Annotated in this window: 17 protein-coding genes; 14 read left to right on the plus strand and 3 right to left on the minus strand. The window is 64.7% G+C overall.

Translation table 11 applies throughout. The features are described from left to right. Positions 1-6: 6 nt before the first annotated feature. Both gatA and gatC read right to left on the minus strand, forming a co-directional pair. Positions 7-1,488 carry an Asp-tRNA(Asn)/Glu-tRNA(Gln) amidotransferase subunit GatA gene (gene gatA / locus AC6HZP_RS14455; protein ID WP_497523421.1) on the minus strand — a complete coding sequence of 494 codons (1,482 nt, stop codon included), beginning with the start codon at positions 1,486-1,488 and terminating at the stop codon, positions 7-9. Positions 1,489-1,585: 97 nt separating this feature from the next. Beyond that, complete coding sequence (gene gatC / locus AC6HZP_RS14460) at positions 1,586-1,873, minus strand: Asp-tRNA(Asn)/Glu-tRNA(Gln) amidotransferase subunit GatC (RefSeq protein WP_201399841.1); 288 nt, start codon at positions 1,871-1,873, stop codon at positions 1,586-1,588. A gap of 230 nt (positions 1,874-2,103) precedes the next feature. On the opposite strand from gatC, the gene AC6HZP_RS14465 reads away from it, so the two are divergent. The 11 genes from AC6HZP_RS14465 to AC6HZP_RS14515 all read left to right on the plus strand — a co-directional run bounded on the left by AC6HZP_RS14465 (position 2,104) and on the right by AC6HZP_RS14515 (position 13,865). Continuing rightward, positions 2,104-3,381 carry a DNA polymerase IV gene (locus AC6HZP_RS14465; protein WP_497523422.1) on the plus strand — a complete coding sequence of 426 codons (1,278 nt, stop codon included), beginning with the start codon at positions 2,104-2,106 and terminating at the stop codon, positions 3,379-3,381. Positions 3,382-3,514: 133 nt separating this feature from the next. Next, on the plus strand, positions 3,515-3,991 hold the full coding sequence (locus AC6HZP_RS14470; protein ID WP_497523423.1) for a DUF1801 domain-containing protein: 477 nt from the start codon (positions 3,515-3,517) through the stop codon (positions 3,989-3,991). Positions 3,992-4,035: 44 nt separating this feature from the next. Beyond that, entirely contained in the window at positions 4,036-4,467 is a 432-nt protein-coding gene (locus AC6HZP_RS14475) for a DUF1801 domain-containing protein (protein ID WP_497523424.1), read from the plus strand. A 271-nt stretch (positions 4,468-4,738) separates the two neighbouring features. Further along, a complete protein-coding gene (locus AC6HZP_RS14480; RefSeq protein ID WP_497523425.1) occupies positions 4,739-5,212 on the plus strand; it encodes a DUF995 domain-containing protein in 474 nt (157 codons plus the stop codon). A gap of 240 nt (positions 5,213-5,452) precedes the next feature. Next, entirely contained in the window at positions 5,453-7,114 is a 1,662-nt protein-coding gene (gene pgm, locus AC6HZP_RS14485) for a phosphoglucomutase (alpha-D-glucose-1,6-bisphosphate-dependent) (RefSeq protein ID WP_497523426.1), read from the plus strand. A 150-nt stretch (positions 7,115-7,264) separates the two neighbouring features. After that, positions 7,265-8,713, plus strand: a complete 1,449-nt coding sequence (locus AC6HZP_RS14490) for a metallophosphoesterase family protein (protein WP_497523427.1) — start codon at positions 7,265-7,267, stop codon at positions 8,711-8,713. Then, the gene (locus AC6HZP_RS14495; RefSeq protein ID WP_497523428.1) at positions 8,713-11,055 is read left to right on the plus strand and encodes an ATP-binding protein; all 2,343 of its coding nucleotides are present in this window, start codon (positions 8,713-8,715) and stop codon (positions 11,053-11,055) included. Before AC6HZP_RS14490 ends, AC6HZP_RS14495 begins: the two co-directional genes overlap by 1 nt. A gap of 111 nt (positions 11,056-11,166) precedes the next feature. Then, on the plus strand, positions 11,167-11,424 hold the full coding sequence (locus AC6HZP_RS14500; RefSeq protein WP_497523429.1) for a hypothetical protein: 258 nt from the start codon (positions 11,167-11,169) through the stop codon (positions 11,422-11,424). Between the two features lie 30 nt (positions 11,425-11,454). Next, on the plus strand, positions 11,455-12,600 hold the full coding sequence (gene ada, locus AC6HZP_RS14505; RefSeq protein ID WP_497523430.1) for a bifunctional DNA-binding transcriptional regulator/O6-methylguanine-DNA methyltransferase Ada: 1,146 nt from the start codon (positions 11,455-11,457) through the stop codon (positions 12,598-12,600). Then, a complete protein-coding gene (locus tag AC6HZP_RS14510) occupies positions 12,597-13,337 on the plus strand; it encodes a 2OG-Fe(II) oxygenase (RefSeq protein ID WP_497523431.1) in 741 nt (246 codons plus the stop codon). Before ada ends, AC6HZP_RS14510 begins: the two co-directional genes overlap by 4 nt. Positions 13,338-13,340: 3 nt before the next feature. After that, complete coding sequence (locus AC6HZP_RS14515) at positions 13,341-13,865, plus strand: methylated-DNA--[protein]-cysteine S-methyltransferase (RefSeq protein ID WP_497523432.1); 525 nt, start codon at positions 13,341-13,343, stop codon at positions 13,863-13,865. A gap of 9 nt (positions 13,866-13,874) precedes the next feature. Here AC6HZP_RS14515 and AC6HZP_RS14520 read toward each other — a convergent pair whose 3' ends face one another. After that, positions 13,875-14,366, minus strand: coding sequence for a MarR family winged helix-turn-helix transcriptional regulator (locus AC6HZP_RS14520; RefSeq protein WP_497523433.1), 492 nt, complete (start codon positions 14,364-14,366; stop codon positions 13,875-13,877). A gap of 84 nt (positions 14,367-14,450) precedes the next feature. On the opposite strand from AC6HZP_RS14520, the gene AC6HZP_RS14525 reads away from it, so the two are divergent. The 3 genes from AC6HZP_RS14525 (at position 14,451) to AC6HZP_RS14535 (ending at position 17,779) form a co-directional block, all read left to right on the plus strand. Continuing rightward, positions 14,451-15,350 carry an EamA family transporter gene (locus tag AC6HZP_RS14525; protein WP_497523434.1) on the plus strand — a complete coding sequence of 300 codons (900 nt, stop codon included), beginning with the start codon at positions 14,451-14,453 and terminating at the stop codon, positions 15,348-15,350. Between the two features lie 93 nt (positions 15,351-15,443). Beyond that, a complete protein-coding gene (locus AC6HZP_RS14530; RefSeq protein ID WP_497523435.1) occupies positions 15,444-15,800 on the plus strand; it encodes a DUF488 domain-containing protein in 357 nt (118 codons plus the stop codon). Positions 15,801-15,946: 146 nt separating this feature from the next. Further along, on the plus strand, positions 15,947-17,779 hold the full coding sequence (locus AC6HZP_RS14535) for a heavy metal translocating P-type ATPase (protein WP_497523436.1): 1,833 nt from the start codon (positions 15,947-15,949) through the stop codon (positions 17,777-17,779). Positions 17,780-17,846 lie beyond the last annotated feature (67 nt).

The raw sequence follows: 17,846 nt of genomic DNA on the forward strand, positions 1-17,846 counted from the left end.
ACGGCATCACCACCACTTCGACGGCGTGAACGTGCCGGCGGCGTCCTCGATCACCTGGCCGAGGCGGAACAGCGTCTCTTCCTCGAACGGGCGACCGATCAGCTGCAGGCCGAGCGGCAGCTTCGCCTTGTCGAGGCCGGCCGGAACGGCGAGGCCAGGAAGGCCGGCCATGTTCACCGTCACGGTGAAGATGTCGTTCAGGTACATCTCGACCGGCGAGGCCGTCGCCATTTCCGCGAGCCCGAAGGCGGCGGACGGCGTTGCCGGCGTCAGCACGGCATCGACGCCGGCGACGAAGGCGAGGTCGAAATCGCGCTTGATCAGGGTGCGGATGCGCTGGGCGCGGACATAGTAGGCGTCGTAATAGCCGGCCGACAGCACATAGGTGCCGATCAGGATGCGGCGCTTCACCTCGCGGCCGAAGCCGGCCGAGCGGGTGTTCTCGTACATCGAGGCGATGTCGTCGCCGGGAACCCGCAGGCCGTAGCGGACACCGTCATAGCGCGCCAGGTTGGACGAGGCCTCGGCCGGCGCCACGATGTAATAGGCCGGCAGCGCGTATTTCGTATGCGGCAGCGAGATGTCGACGATCTCGGCGCCGGCTTCCTTCAGCCAGGCGATGCCCTGCTGCCAGAGCGCCTCGATCTCGTCCGACATGCCGTCGAGCCGGTATTCGCGCGGGATGCCGATGCGCAGCCCCTTCACCGACTGGCCGATCGCGCCCTCGTAGTCGCCGACCGGAACATCGACCGAGGTCGTGTCCTTGTCGTCGACCGAGGCCATCGACTTCAGCAGGATCGCGGCATCGCGCACCGTGCGGGCGATCGGGCCGGCCTGGTCGAGCGACGAGGCGAAGGCGACCGTGCCCCAGCGCGAGCAGCGGCCATAGGTCGGCTTGATGCCGACGGTGCCGGTGAAGGCGGCCGGCTGGCGGATCGAGCCGCCGGTATCGGTCGCGGTGGCGCCGGCGCAGAGACGCGCGGCGACGGCCGCCGCCGAGCCGCCCGAGGAACCACCGGGAACCAGCGGCGCGTTCGAGCCTTCCTTGCGCCACGGATTGACGACCGGGCCGTAATAGGAGGTCTCGTTCGACGAGCCCATGGCGAACTCGTCCATGTTCAGCTTGCCGAGCATGACCGCGCCGTCGTTCCAGAGATTGGCGGTGACGGTCGATTCATAGTTCGGCTTGAACTGGTCGAGGATGTGCGACGCAGCCTGGGTGTGGACGCCTTCGGTCGCGAACAGGTCCTTGATGCCGAGCGGCACGCCTTCAAGCGCCCGGCCCTCGCCCTTCGCCAGCCGCTCGTCGGAAGCGGCCGCCATGCTCAGCGCCTGGTCCGGCGTCTCGAAGACATAGGCATTCAGCGAACGCGCGGCTTCCATCGCGGCGAGATAGGCCTTGGTCAGCTCCGTGGCGGAGAAGGCCTTGGCCGACAATCCCTCGCGGATCTCGGCAATGGTCAGGCTGGTCAGGTCTGTCGAAGACATCGGCATCTCGAAAATCAGGAGGCGGAAGCGGTGAGCGGCGTCACCGTGCTGAGGACGCGCGCGCCCTCTTCGAAAAGTCTGCGGCCCGTGCCGGGCGTCACTCGACGACCTTCGGCACGACGAAGAAATCGTCGTCCGAAACCGGCGCATTGGCGACGACGCGATCGGCATAATAGCCGTCCGAGACGACGTCGGCGCGCTTCTTCATCGTCTGCGCGACCACCGAGGTCAGCGGCTCGACGCCCTCGACATCGACCTCGTTCAACTGCTCGGCGAAACCGAGAATGGCGTTGATCTCGCCCTGGAAGGAAGCGGCTTCCTCCTCGGTGACAGCGATCCGGGCGAGATGAGCGACCCGCTTGACGGTGGCGATGTCGACGGACATGGCGAGAACCCTTTGGCAAGAACCGGTTGGACGCGCCGGCAGGCGGCGGAAATATCCGCCCGCTATATCACCCGCCCTCGCCGCACCGCAACTGAACAGGTTTTCCGCACCGATTATTGCCGCGGGGACCTCTGGAACAAACAGCGAACGGATTGCAGGGCCGCCAACGGGCCGCTAACCTGCCCGCTCGCGGCACCGGGCCGTATCCGGACCGCCATGATCGGACCGCCATGTCGACCGCTGCCAACACCCTCGCCGGCTTTTGCCGCGATTGCCTGACGCCGGCGGCCGGCCGCCGCTGCCCGGCCTGCGGCAGCCCACGCCTGGTGGCGCATCCCGAACTCGGCGCGCTCGCCATCACCCATGTCGATTGCGACGCCTTCTACGCCTCGATCGAGAAGCGCGACGATCCTGATCTCGCCGACAAGCCGGTCATCATCGGCGGCGGAAAACGCGGCGTCGTCTCGACTTGCTGCTACATCGCCCGCATCCACGGCGTCCGCTCGGCGATGCCGATGTACAAGGCGCTGGAGCTCTGCCCCGACGCCACCGTGATTCGGCCGAACATGGAGAAGTATGTCGGCGTCGGCCAACAGATCCGCACGCTGATGCAGGAACTGACGCCGCTGGTCGAGCCGATCTCGATCGACGAGGCCTTCCTCGACCTCTCCGGCACCGAGCGGCTGCATGGCGCGCCGCCGGCGCTGACGATCGCCCGCTTCGCCCGCCGGGTCGAACAGGAGATCGGCATCACCATCTCGGTCGGCCTCTCCTTCAACAAGTTCCTCGCCAAGATCGCCTCCGACCTCGACAAGCCGCGCGGCTTCTCGGTGATCGGCCGCGGCGAGGCGCTCGCCTTCCTGGCCGACAAGCCCGTCAGCATGATCTGGGGCGTCGGCAAAGCGCTGGAGGCGAAGCTGGCCGAGAGCGGCATCAAGTCGATCGGCCAGCTGCAGCGGATGGAGGAGAGCGACCTCGCCAGGCGCTATGGCGTCATGGGGCTGCGGCTGGCGCGGCTTGCCCGCGCCGACGACCGCCGCGTCGTCGAGCCCCGGCACGAGGCGAAATCGATCGGTGCCGAGACGACGTTCGAGCACGACCTCGCCGATCTCGCGAGTCTGAGGCCGATCCTGCGCCGGCTGTCCGAAAAGGTGTCCGGCCGGCTGAAGCGGGCCGAGCTCGCCGCCTCGAACGTGACGCTGAAGCTGAAATCCGCCGACTTCAAGCTCCGCACCCGCTCGCGCCAGCTCGCCGACCCGACCCGGCTCGCCGACCGCATCTTTCGCACGGCGGAGCAGCTGTTGGCGCATGAGACAGATGGAACGACGTATCGCCTGATCGGCGTCCAGGTATCGGACTTCTCCGATCCGCAGTTCGCCGATCCCGACGACCTCGTCGACCCCGCCGCGGCCAAGCGCGCCAAGGCCGAGGAAGCGATCGACAAGGTGCGCGGCAAGTTCGGCAAGGCAGCCGTCGAGCACGGCATCACGTTTCGGAAGTCGGATTAGTCTCCGCCGGCTCGCAACTTCTTCACGCGCACCGGCATTCCCTTCGGGGGATGCGCTGCGGCGCGCGATTTGATGCCGCCGCCTCGCCGGGGCTAGGATCGCCGAGGGGGACGATGGAGGGAGGACCACGCCCATGACTGGCAAGACCGCGAGAAAGCCGGCGACGTCCGCCACCCGCCCGAATACGCAGGACGCTCCAGCCGGCGCGCCAAAACTGCTGGCCGGCGGCAATCCGCAGATCCCGAAGGGCTATGGCGACGAGCCCGTGCAGGCCTATATCGCCGCCATGCCGGGCTGGAAGCGCGATGTCGGCAAGGAGCTGGACGCGATCGTCACGCGCGCCGTGCCCGGCCTGCGCAAGGCGGTCAAATGGAACTCGCCCCTCTATGGCGTTGGCGACGATGGCACCTGGTTCCTGAGCTTTCACTGCATGACGAAATACGTGAAGGTCGCCTTCCTCCACGGCGCGGCTCTCGATCCGCCGCCGCCCGGCGCGTCGAAACAGGCGAATGTGCGCTATCTCGATATCCACGAGGACAAGCCCTTCGACGCGGCGGAGTTCGAGGCCTGGGTGAAGCAGGCGAGCCGGTTGCCCGGCGAAAAGATGTGAGCAGGCCGATCCCCGCCCACCGATCCCGAGAGAGGTGACAGTCCATGAAACCGACGCAGGACGACACGACCGAGGACGATCTCACCTCGCCGGCCCGGCAGATCGACGCCAAGATCCGCGAGCTCGGCGGCTGGCAAGGCGAGACGCTGGCCCGCGTCCGCCGCTGGATCCACGACGCCGATCCCGACGTGATCGAGGAAGTGAAATGGCGCGGCGTGCCCGTCTGGTCGCATGACGGCATTCTCTGCACCGGCGAAACCTACAAGAACGCCGTCAAGCTGACCTTCGCCAAGGGCGCCTCGCTCGACGATCCCAAGGGCCTCTTCAACTCCAGCCTCGAGGGCAACACCCGCCGCGCCATCGACATCCACCAGGACGAGGCGATCGACGAAGAAGCCTTCCTCGCCCTGATCCGCGCGGCGGTGGCGCTGAACCAATCGCTGGCCAGCAAGCGGAAGAAGCCGAAGGCCGGCTGATCGAGCGCCTCGCGGACGACCATCAACCTGAAGAGCAAAGAAGATCGTCAAGGTGCGCGGCAGGTCTGAGAAGTCGGCCGCCAATCTGTGCGCCACCTCCCGCGAGCGAGAGCAACAAGTATGACGGGCGCCGCCATCACGATCTATCCCAGTCGTGATTTGCGCGTGATACCGACTTCGCTCATCTTTTCCGAGTTTCTTCGTCCATTTCGAAATATCGTAAATTTCATGCCGCGCAACCGCATTTCACCTCTTCAGAGGAACCATTGTCATGCGCAAAACCGCAATATTCTCCATCCTTATCGTCGCCGCTGGCATCGGGCCGGCATTGGCCTTCGATAAACTGCCCGCCTCGGCCGTTCCCATCCCGGCCGCCGAACTCAAGGCGGCCTATTCCGGCAAGACGATCAAGTGGCCCGACGCGTCAATGTATTGGGCGCCGGATGGAACGGTGATCGGCATTCACGACAAGGCAGTCGGCACCGGGACATGGTCCGCCTCGGACGGCAAGGTCTGCAACGACGTGACATGGCTCGGCGAGAAGCCCAGCGACAAGCCGTGGCCGTTGAAAAACTGCTTCGGCTTCAAGCGGGTCGGCAAGACGATCTATCATCAGTTCACGTCCGACAAGATGAAGAGCGATACGGGCTGGTGGCGGGGCAAGTCCGATATACCTCGCCTCAAGGAGGGCAACCTCATCCAGAAGCAATTCGACGCCAACCAGGCCCTCCGGCCGAAGTCATGACGCCCAGCTCCCTGCGAGGTCGAACGCCGGCGCGCGCGGCCGCGCTGGCGTGATACGACACATCGCTCTCCACATCGCTGCATCTTTTCGGCTGGCGCAATGCGGGCGGCTCCTCCCAACAGCGGAGGAGCCGCCGCCGCGAAGTCAGCCGTTGAAGCGGCAATTCGGCTGTTGCTCATGACGGCCGCCGCGATCATTCTCGGCAACACCGCAACGGTCTGGAATCGCAGAGAAGGCGTCATGTCGGAAACCCATTTGAGCCCCCTCGCCGGCAAGCCGGTTCCCCGCACGCTGCTCACCAACATCCCCCGACTGATGACCGCCTATTTCGCGCAGACGCCGGATCCGGCGGTCCCGACGCAGAAGGTCGCCTTCGGCACCTCGGGCCATCGCGGCTCGGCCTTCGCCTCCGCCTTCAACGAATGGCACATCCTGGCGATCACCCAGGCGGTCTGCCTCTATCGCCAGCATGCCGGCATCACCGGCCCGCTCTTCATCGGCATGGATACGCATGCCCTCTCCGAAGCAGCGCTCGCCTCGGCCATCGAGGTGCTGGCGGCGAATGGCGTCGAGACGCGGATCGACGAGCATCTCGGCTACACGCCGACGCCGGTGATCTCGCACGCGATCCTCACCTATAACCGCGGCCGCACCGAGGGCCTCGCCGACGGCATCGTCATCAGCCCCTCGCACAACCCGCCCGACGATGGCGGCTTCAAGTATAATCCCCCGAATGGCGGCCCGGCCGATGTCGACGTCACCTCCTGGATCGGCAAGGCGGCCAACGAGTTCCTGGCGGCCAAGCTCGACGGCGTGAAGCGCATCGCTTACGCGCGCGCCATTAGGGAAGCCTGCATCCGCCGCTACGACTTCATCACCCCCTATGTCGCCGATCTCGGCAGCGTCATCGACATGGAGGCGATCCGCGGCGCCGGCGTGAAGATCGGCATCGACCCGCTCGGCGGCGCGGCCGTGCGCTACTGGGAGCCGATGATCGAGCGTTACAAGCTCGACGCAAGGATCGTGAACGACGTCGTCGACCCGACCTTCGCCTTCATGACGGCGGACTGGGACGGCAAGATCCGCATGGATTGCTCGTCGCCCTACGCGATGGCGCCGCTGATCGCGCTGCGCGATAAATTCGACATCGCGTTTGCCAACGACACCGACGCCGACCGCCACGGCATCGTCACGCCGTCGGGCGGGCTGATGAACCCGAACCAGTTTCTTGCCGCCTCGATCGCCTATCTCTGCGCCCACCGGCCCGACTGGCGCACCGACAGCGCCTTCGGCAAGACGGCCGTCTCCAGCGGCATGATCGATCGCGTCGTCGCCAAGATGGGTAGAAAACTGGTCGAGGTGCCGGTCGGCTTCAAATGGTTCAGCGCCGGGCTGATCGACGGCTCGCTCGCCTTCGGCGGAGAGGAAAGCGCCGGCGCCTCGTTTCTGCGCCGCGACGGCGAGGTCTGGACCACCGACAAGGACGGCATCATCCTCGGCCTGCTCGCGGCCGAGATCACCGCCAAGACCGGCAGCGACCCCAACCAGCTCTACCAGTCGGTCACCGCCGATCTCGGCAAATCCTACTACGCCCGCATCGACGCCCCGGCGACATCGGAGCAGAAGGCGATCCTGGGCAAGCTCGACCCGTCGAAGATCGACGCCGACGAGTTGGCCGGCGAAAAGGTCACCGCCCGCCTCACCCGCGCCCCCGGCAACGACGCCTCGATCGGCGGCATCAAGGTCGTCACCGAAAACGGCTGGTTCGCCGCCCGCCCCTCCGGCACGGAAGAAGTCTACAAGATCTACGCGGAGAGCTTCCTGAGCGCCGACCACCTGAAGCAGATCCAGGCGGACGCAAGGGCCGTGGTGGCGAAGGTGTTTGCGGGGGGTAGAGGCTGATCAAGCGGAATGGAAGGCTCTGCGCGACTTCCTACCGTTCTCGCCTGAATCCGGCTCATTCGCTTGCTGCCCCTGGCCGGTCTTTCCTAAGTTCGACTCTGGCACCATGTGAGCGCGTCCGCTCCAGCGGTCCACAATGGAGTATGCGAAGTGCCATCGTTAATCCATATATCCGACCTCCATCGTTCAAATGCAGATCCAATCGACAATGACACCCTGCTCGCCGCGATTTTCGCAGACATTGATAGGTTCGCGGCACTTAATGAGAAGCCTACGGCGCTGATCGTCAGTGGCGACCTAGTTCAGGGAGTCAAGAGCGGCACCAAAGATTTTGCAAGGGAGATGCGCGATCAGTATTTGGTCGCATTCGATCTAATAGAGCGCCTGTGCAACGAACTCCTCGAAGGTGACCGTTCGAAGGTCGTGATTGTCCCCGGCAATCATGATGTCTGTTGGAACACATCCGCGATGGCGATGGAGGTGGTCGCCAAGAACATGTACCCTAAGAATCTTCGACAGTCTCTGGGTGAGAGGGACGGAGAATTCCGCTGGTCGTGGAACGAGAGACAGCTCTACAGAGTCTCGGACACAGGCCACTACAGAGACCGTCTCGCTTGGTACTGGGATGGGATCGAAAATTTCTATCGGAACACCAAACTAACATTGCCGCTGGATCGTGCACGCGGATACCAGCTTTATGAGCTTTTCGATGGAAACCTTTTGGTTGCGGCATTCGAGTCGACACATCGAAATGACCATTTGCGGTACGAAGCAGAGTTGTCGACCGGAGTCGTATCTCGCTGTGCCATGGCTATACGAAAGCTTGGCTTGACACCCATGTTACTTGCGGCCGTGTGGCATCATAGCATCAACGGCGCCCCCAATAAGGAGGACTACCTGAATATCGAGGCCATCCGGCAAATGGCAGGACTGGGTTTCCAACTTGGCTTTCACGGCCACCAGCATCTCGCCGAAAGCACCGATTTAGCTGTAAGTGTTGGTGGTGGCTCAACTATGTGCGTAGTGAGCGCTGGGTCGCTCTGCGCAGGCTGGAATGATCTACCGCGCGGAACAGACAGACAGTACAATCTTGTTCGTATAGATAGCAAATTCGAAAATGGCACACTACACGTACGCGAGATGGCCGAGGGCAGCCAATTTGTACCCCGCAATCGCGGTCGCTTTATCGAGGGATTAGTGCCACTTTCCTGGTCACCACGCGTAAATGTCGCGGGTCAACCAGTCGCCTCCCGCGAGGGGAAGCTTCGGAAGCTCACCCTTGAGGTCGAAGAGGCAAACATGAAGGGTCAACGCTCCCCGGCGACCGACGACCTAATCGCGCTTCGGCCTGAGCCAAGGTCATTCCCTCGGAAAGTGCTTCTAAACGCTCTGAGAATTTCTGAGAGATGGAATGACGTTCGGGACCTCTTCGAGCCTTCGGACGATGCGGAAGAACTCGCGGTGCTTGCCGAAGCTGCATATCAGCTAGGTGACATCGCCAAGCTTAACTGCATTCTCGCCGACGGGAAATTGCCGCCAGCATACCACGAACATTACGAGACCCGCCAAATCCTGTTGCGCACGCGAGAGAGAAGATAATGCAGAATGAACGCATACCGTTCGATGTAGACACTTCACGAGTCATCGAATTACTCGCAAAGCAAATCTATCAGTCTCCTCTCGCCTTGCTCCGTGAGAATGTCCAGAACGCGTTTGACGCGATCCGCGAGCGTATCCAACGTGGCGATCTGTTCGAACCGCGCATCGATGTCACCGTTCAAAGAGACCGGATCGTAATCGAGGACAACGGCATCGGCATGTCAAAGGCCGAAATCCGAAAGCACTTCTGGACCGCAGGAAGCAGCAGTAAGAACACGCCAGAGGCTCGGGCAGCAGGCGTGGTGGGCACGTTCGGAATTGGAGCGATGGCGAACTTCGGCGTCGCGAGAATTCTTACTGTTGAAACCGAGAGCGCGCGGACTCCAGAGAGGACGATTTCAATCGCAAACCGCGACACTCTCTCACTCCGTGATGATTGTGTTGAGGTCCAATTGGCGGCGGCGACCGGACATCCGGGGACTAAGATTATAGCCGAATTAATCACTCCAGGCTCTATCGCCGAAAGCCAAGCCAAGCAATATCTGCAGGAGTTCGTCCAACTCGTACCGACGCCGATCTTTGTGAATGGAGTTCTGATAAGTCAGGTAAGCATTGACGACGCAGTTCCTGCAGTTTCTTCTGCCCACACCGAAACAGACAAGCACGCAATCCTTGGCACGCTTCTGCAAGGAGCGGTGAAGCTGGATGTCTCCAACAACGGCATCGTCCGGTTGTCTATAAAGGAGCTTGTCTGGAACGGGCAGAAACTCGAGGGACATCTGGCGCTTAGGAGTGGAGACGGTGCGGTTCACGCAGCGCGGAGTGGCTTCGGACTGGCGGCGGCACCGATCAGTTCCACTTACGCCTTCGGCGGTATTGTAGATCTGCAGGTTCTGCAACCCACCGCTGGACGCGAGGCCATCACTTCGGACGGAATACAATTGCTCCAGTCGATGATGGCACAGATTGAACAGTATGTATCGGAACGACTAGCTCGAATTGATCAGTGCAATTCAAGCTCTGCTTTTATGCAATGGATCAGTTCACATGGCCGCCACGACCTCGCGGGCAAACTCACAATCGAACGGCCGGACGGGGACGATATTTCGCTAGAAGAGGCCAGACGGCTGTCGAACATCTCTGGTCAACCAGCCGTTCTTAACTACGGAGGATCCGATCCAGCGGTCATAAAAACCTTTTCATCCGGGAACTCTATACTTATCGTACTCTCCCGCAGCAATCCCCGCCGTCAATGTCAAGAACTATACATCGCTCACTCTCCTGAAATAAGGTCTGTCCCAGACAAGCCAACCGTAACAAATATCGAAGGTGGGCTTAATCTCAGCGGCTCCAAGTGGGGCGTCGCATATAGAATAGAGTCTATCGTTTCTGAGGATTATTTTGTTGAAATTACCGTGGATTTCGGCACCATTTCTCATGGCGTTTCGGTCATTCTGCTTGATAAGCTGAAAGACGGGAAACATCATGTTGTCCTTAATTCCTCTTCCTCGAATGTATCGACTCTTCTACAAGTTTATGAGAGCCATATAGACGCATTCAGAAGCCTAGCGAAGGACTTTGTCAGGACGACAATCTTCTCCCAGATAGCCCGTCTCGTGCCCAGCAGCACTCGTCAAGGCGCAGAGGCTTTCATTGAAGCTATGCGACGGAAACGTGAGACGTTCGAATACGACAGCGACGAGTTGGACGATTTACCGACTATTTGGGATAACTATAGGGAAGGAAGAATAACCCTCGAAAACGCGATCGACCAGTCCAAGTCTAGCGCGCAAACTAACGTGCAGTACGTCGATACGGCGACCTCGGCCAGCGAAGTTGTTCCCGACCTTCTTGAAAACGAAAGAGCTCTGTTTCAACCGTCCGCAGCAGGGCAAACCCAGTGGTCTGCTGAGCCGCCCATGATGAGGACCGAAACGAGTTCATCGGCAAAGCTGATTACTATCGACCCGTCCGAAGATGACCTTCGAGGCTATAGATGCTTTATCGCTTTAGCATCACGAGCCTACACGGAGTTCGGTGATTTCTTCGCTCAACCTCACTCAACATCAGTAGTGTGGGGCGGGCAAAAAGTCCTGTTCATTTTTATCCACCACTCAGGAGAATTCGGTGTCTACTATGACCTGCAGACTACCGAGTTCGTCGGCGACCACGCCGGCGGAGGGTCACAAAGGACGTCGACCATCATCTTGAGAGACCGAATTTACATACCTATACCCGCTTCTATACAGTCGACCTTCATTCCAAGTGCGGGTCAACGAAAAAGGTTCGAGATCAAAGCCGACCTCATTAGAACATCTGCGCCTAAGGACGCAGGAGCTTAGTTGGACCGTTCAAGACAGGGCTGCGCCGGAGCGCCGCCTGTGGAAGACCTACTCCATAAACACCGGCACGCCCTCCGGCTCCGCATTCAGGTTGGCGGCGGCGCATAAGCCGTGCTCGTCGCCAAGCGCTTCGGCGATGATCAGGCCGTAGCGGGCGCCGGAGGCGACGGGGATGGCGATTTTGCGCGCCTTGGCATCCTCGCCGGTGAGATCCTTGTTGCTACTGGCGAGCAGGTCGTCGATCGCATTGCCGATGGCTTCTTTTGCGAGGATCGCGCCCTCGGTCAGCGCGTTTCGGGTGGCGTCGCACCCAGTGTCAATTCAAAAGCAATTCCCGGAGTGCGGCTCGAACCAGCGGGGCCTACCTAGAGGGCATGATCCATGCGAAGGATGAAGCCCATGGCCCACGCCCTGCACCAGAACGCTCCGGCACGGAATGCTCCCGAGGCCGGGATCGAGACCAAGCACCCCGCGAGCCCACGCGTCGCGGCCGCTGACGCCGTCGAGCGCGATCCGCGCTGGCGGGCGGTCGTTGCGCGCGACCGCGCCCTGGACGGCAAGTTCGTCTATGCGGTTCGGACGACCGGCGTCTATTGCCGGCCCTCCTGCGCGGCGCGGCCGGCGAAGCCGGAGAACGTCGCCTTCTTCGCGACAAACGAGGACGCGGAGGCGGCAGGCTTCCGCGCCTGCCGGCGCTGCACGCCGAACGCCGCCTCGCCCGCCGAGCAGCATGCGGCGACGGTCGAAAAGGCCTGCCGGACGATCGAGGCGGCCGAGGAACTACCGTCGCTGAAAGCGCTCGCCGCCTCGGTCGGCATGAGCCCCTATCATTTCCACCGCGTCTTCAAGGCGGTGACCGGGCTGACGCCGAAGGCCTATGCGGCGGCGCACCGGGTTTCGCGGGCAAAGGCGGAGCTTTCGCGGCGCGCCGGCAGCGTCACCGAGGCGATCTATGATTCCGGCTTCAATTCGAGCGGCCGCTTCTATGCGACCTCGAACGCCGTTCTCGGCATGACGCCGACGGCCTATCGCGCCGGGGGCACGGATACCGACATCAAGTTCGCGATCGGGCAATGCTCGCTCGGCGCCATCCTCGTCGCCCGGAGCGACAAGGGCATCTGCGCGATCTCGCTCGGCGACGATCCGGAAGAGCTGGCGCGCGAGCTGCAGGACCGGTTTCCGAACGCCAATCTGATCGGCGGCGACGCGGAATTCGAGGCCCTGGTGGCGCGGGTGGTCGGCTTCGTCGAGGCGCCGCAACTCGGCCTCGACCTGCCGCTCGACGTGCGCGGCACGGCGTTCCAGCAGCGGGTCTGGCAGGCGCTCCGCGCGATCCCGGCCGGCGAGACGGTGAGCTATCGCGACATCGCCGAGCGGATCGGCGCGCCGACCGCCATGCGCGCGGTGGCGGGCGCCTGCGCCGCGAACGCGATCGCGGTGGCGATCCCCTGCCATCGGGTGGTGCGGAACGACGGCGCGCTTTCCGGCTATCGCTGGGGCGTCGAGCGCAAGCGGGCGCTGCTCGAGAAGGAGGCGCAGGCATGAACGCCGCGCCCCGTCCCGCCGAAATCGCCGACGCGGCCGGGACCCGCGTCGGCCGCTACGACTGGCAGCGCCTCGCCGCCGATCTCGACTTCTATGGCAATGCCGTGCTGGAGGGTCTGCTGACTGCCGAGGAATGCCGGACGATCGCCGCGCTCTATGACGAGGAGGCGCATTTCCGCAGCCATATCCACATGGCGCGGCATGGCTTCGGCCGGGGCGAATACCGCTATTTCCGCTATCCGCTGCCGGATCTCGTCCGGGATCTGCGCACCGCGCTCTATCCGAAACTGGCGACGGTCGCGAACGACTGGAACGCGCGGATGGGCGAGGAAGCCCGCTATCCAGCCGAGCACGCCGACTATCTGGCGCTTTGCCACGCGGCCGGGCAGACGCGGCCGACGCCGCTGCTGCTGCGCTATGGGCCCGGTGATTTCAACTGCCTGCACCAGGACCTCTATGGCGACCTCGCCTTCCCGCTGCAGGTGGCGATTTTGCTGTCGGAGCCGGGCGCGGATTTCACCGGCGGCGAGTTCGTGCTGACCGAGCAGCGGCCGCGCATGCAGAGCCGGGCCGAGGTGGTGCCGCTCCGCCAGGGCGACGCCGTCGTCTTCGCCGTGCACAACCGGCCGGTCCGGGGGACGCGCGGCAGCTACCGCGTCAACCTGCGCCATGGCGTCAGCCGCGTCCGCTCCGGCCGCCGGCATACGCTCGGCCTCATCTTCCACGACGCGAGCTGATCGATGCCGATCCTGCTGACGCTTGAGACGATCCCGACGCCGATCGGCGACATGCTGCTCGCCGCCGACACGGACGGATTCTTGCGCGCGGCGGATTTTGTCGGGTGCGAGGATCGGCTCGATCGGCTGCTGGGGCGGCGTCTTGGCGAGGGCGGCTTCGTGCTCGCCGCCGGCGCCGTGCCGGTCGCGATCAGCGATGCGCTGCGGGACTATTTCGCCGGCGCGATCCGCGCCATCGAGCGGATCGCCGTGAAGACGGACGGCACGCCGTTCCAGCAGCAGGTCTGGCAGGCGCTCCGCGCCATTCCGCCGGGAGCGCCGCTCGCCTATGGCCGGCTGGCGGAGCGGCTGGGAAGACCGCAGGCGCCGCGCGCCGTCGGCCATGCCAATGGCGCCAATCCGTTCTGCGTCGTCATCCCCTGCCACCGGCTGGTCGGGGCCGACGGGGCGCTCACCGGCTATAGCGGCGGCACCGACCGCAAGCGCTGGCTGCTCGACCACGAGGCGCGGCACGCGGCCGGAGGCTGAGCCGTCGCTTCAGCCGCCTGCGGCGATGCCGGCGAGGAATTTTCGGAGCTCGCCGTCGAGCCGCGCCCGCTCCTCGTCGGAGAGCACCGAGACCAGGCGCTTCTGCGTCGCGACATGCGCCGTCACCGTCGCCTCGATCGTCGCGAAGCCCGTTTCGGTTAACGAGATGATAACAACCCGGCGGTCCCCGGCGCTTGGCGCGCGGGCGACGAGGCCGGCCTTTTCGAGCTGGTCGATCCGGTTGGTCAGCGTCCCCGAAGTGATCATCATCGTCGAGAGCAGGTCGCCCGGCGTCAGGCTGTAGGGCGGCCCCGCCCGGCGCAACGTCGCCAGCACGTCGAAGCTCGCGCCGGTCAGGCCGAACTCGGCGAAGGTCTTGTCCATCTCGCGCGTCAGATAATGCGCGACCCGGCCGAGCCGGCCGATCAACCCCATCGGGCCGACATCGAGGTCCGGCCGTTCGCGCTGCCATTGCTGCAGAATTTCATCGACATGATCCATGCCGCGACTGGGCCACAAGAGATATCTTGACGTCAAGATGCTTTGGATTATCTTGACATCAAGATATCGATAAAGGCCCCCCAAATGCACCGCAATCTCGACCTCCTCCTGACCGCGATCGCGCCGGCGATCTGGGGCAGCACCTATCTGGTGACGACCGAGCTGCTGCCGCCCGGCTATCCGCTCACCGTCGCCGTGCTGCGGGCGCTGCCGGCCGGATTGCTGCTCCTGCTCGTCGTCCGCAAGCTGCCGCGCGGGATCTGGTGGTCGCGCGTGCTGGTTCTCGGCGCCCTCAACTTCTCGATCTTCTGGGCGATGCTGTTCGTCTCGGCCTACCGTCTGCCCGGCGGCGTCGCCGCGACGGTCGGCGCGATCCAGCCGCTCATCGTCATCCTGCTCGCCCGCCTCCTGCTTGGAACGACGCTGCGCCTCGCCGCGATCGTCGCCGCCATCGTCGGCATTGGCGGCGTCGCGCTGTTGATCCTGACGCCGCACGCCGCGCTCGATCCGATCGGCATCGCGGCCGGCCTCGCCGGCGCGCTCTCGATGGCGTTCGGAACCGTGCTGACCCGCAAATGGCAGCCGCCCGTCTCGCCCCTCGCCTTTACCGCCTGGCAGTTGACGGCCGGCGGCCTGCTCCTCCTGCCCGTGGCGCTCTGGTTCGAGCCGGCCCTGCCGCCGCTCACCGGCGCCAATCTGGCGGGCCTCGCCTATCTCGGCCTGATCGGCGCGGCTTTGACCTATATCCTCTGGTTCCGTGGTATCGCGCGGCTCGGCCCGGCCACCGTATCGCCGCTCGGCTTCCTGAGCCCGCTGACGGCGGTCGTTCTCGGCTGGTGGTGGCTCGGCCAGACGCTGAGCCCGGCGCAGATGCTCGGCATGGCCATCGTGCTCGCCAGCATCTGGTTCGGCCAGCGGGCGCAGCAGGCGGCGGCGCCCGGCGAGCGGAGTTCGCTCGGGACGCAGGGCGCGGCGAAAGGCTAGCAACGCGGATGCCGGGTCGCGCGAAGAGATCGCGCCAAGGCACATGGCTGGAGGACGCTGGACGAAGCGCTGGCGAAGCCCGATGATCGCCCGATGATCCGTCTGAAGCGCATCTACGATCCCCCCTCGCCCACGGACGGGCTGCGCGTGCTCGTCGACCGCCTGTGGCCGCGCGGCATCAAGAAGAAGGATGCCGCGCTCGATCTCTGGGCTCGGGATCTCGCGCCGTCCGACGCATTGCGAAAATGGTTTCACCATGAAGTGGCGAACTGGGACGAGTTCGAGACGCGCTACCGCGCCGAGCTCGCGCAGATGCCGGACGCCGTCGCGGCGCTGCGCGAAAGATGCGCCGGCCATACGGTCACCCTGCTCTTCGGCGCAAAGGACGAGACGCACAATCAGGCCGTCATCCTGAAAGACGTGCTGGAGGCGGCGAAGCACGCTCCATAAAGCGGCGCAGTCGCCCCGCCGCCCATCGACAACGCGGAAGAAATGAGCTGGTGTGCCGGCGATCGACCTGCACGCCAGAGTCGGCCCCGGCGCGGCAGCGTCGGCGGCAACCGAGCATTCCGCTCCGGATGGGAAACGACCGAGACATGCAGCGCAGCCCGATCTGGTCCAGCAACATTGCGCTGCTCGCCGTGGCTCTCGGCGGATTGACCGCCGGCATCCTGCTCTATCTCATTGGTGGCCGCGGGTCGGCGTCCTTCGTCTGGGGCCTTGCCACGTTCCCGGTGCTGCTGAGCCTGCTGGTCCAGATCGCCACTTCGCTGCGGCGAGGCGACGCCGGCCTCGACATCATCGCGGCGCTTTCGATGCTGGCCGCGCTCGTCTTCGGCGAGCCGCTCGCCGGCAATGTCGTCGCGCTGATGTATGCCGGCGGACAATATCTGGAGAACTATGCCGAGCGCCGCGCCCGCCGCGAGATGATGGCCCTGCTCGGCCGGGTCGCGCGCACGGTGATGCTGCACACCGCCGACGGCCTTGAGGAAGTGCCGATCGAGGACGTGACGCCCGGCGATCGGCTGCTGATCCGACAGGGCGAGGTGCTTCCGGTCGACGGCACCGTCGCCAGCGAAAGCGCCGTCATCGACACCTCGGCGCTGACCGGCGAATCCCTCCCCGTCACGCTCCAGCGCGACGACGAGGCCCTGAGCGGCACGACGGCGATCGGCGCACCCTTCGATCTTATCGCACTTCGTCCGGCGGCCGAAAGCGCCTATGCGGCGATCGTCCGCCTCGTCGAAGAGGCCGAGAGGACCCGCGCCCCGGCGGTCCGCATGGCCGATCGCTATGCGCTGTGGTTCCTCGCGCTGACGCTCGCTCTCGCCGGCGGTGCCTGGATCTGGACCGGCGACCCGATCCGCGCCCTCGCCGTGCTGGTCGTGGCGACGCCCTGCCCGCTGATCCTCGCCGTCCCGGTCGCGATCATTTCCGGCATTTCGCGCGCGGCGAAGCTCGGCGTGCTGGTGAAGGGCGGCGGCGCGCTCGAAGCCCTCGGCCGCGCCCGCATCGCCGTGCTCGACAAGACCGGCACGCTGACGCGCGGCCATGCCGAACTCTCCGACATCTGGACCGCGCCGGGCTGGCAGCCGGACGAGATCCTCCGGCTCGCCGCCTCGCTCGACCAGGCTTCGACGCATGTCATGGCGGATGCCCTGATCCAGGCGGCGCAGGCGCGATCGCTGAAGCTGACGGCACCGACCGACGTCCAGGAAACGGCCGGCGCCGGCCTCGTCGGCACGATTGACAACCATGTCGTCGCCGTCGGCGGATCGGCCTTCGCGCGCAGCCACCTGAAGCCGAGCGCCGGGATCTGGAAGCCGGGCTTTCCCGGCAGCGCGGCGACGATCGACGTCGTCGTCGACGGCACGCTCGCCGGCACGCTCGTCATGGCCGATCCGCTGCGCGCCGACGCGGCCACCGTCATAGAGCGCCTGCGCGCGGCCGGCATCGCGCGCATCGTTCTCGCCACCGGCGACCGCGCCGCCGTGGCGGAGCCGGTGGCTCGCCGGTTGGCGATCGATGAGCTCAAGGCCGATCTGACGCCGCAGGGCAAGGTCGACGTCGTCACCGCCGCCCGCGCGGCCGGCCCGGTGATGATGGTCGGCGACGGCGTCAACGACGCGCCGGCGCTCGCCGCGGCCGATGTCGGCGTCGCCATGGGCGCGCGCGGCGCCGCCGCTTCGTCGGAAACCGCCGACGTCGTGCTGCTGGTCGACCGGATCGATCGCCTCGCCGACGCGATCGGCGTGGCGCATCGCTCGGCACGCATCGCGCTGCAAAGCGTGGTCGCCGGCCTCGGCCTCTCGCTGATCGCGATGATCGTGGCGGCGTTCGGCTATCTGCCGCCGCTGCAGGGGGCGCTGCTGCAGGAAGCGATCGACGTCGCCGTGATCCTGAACGCGCTCAGAGCCTTGCGAGCCTGAGCCCGCAAGGCGTTGATCTGAATAAACTTTCCGAAATGGCCGCACCGGAATAATTCTCCGGCGCGGC

The organism is Kaistia sp. SLG-1 (assembly GCF_059699055.1).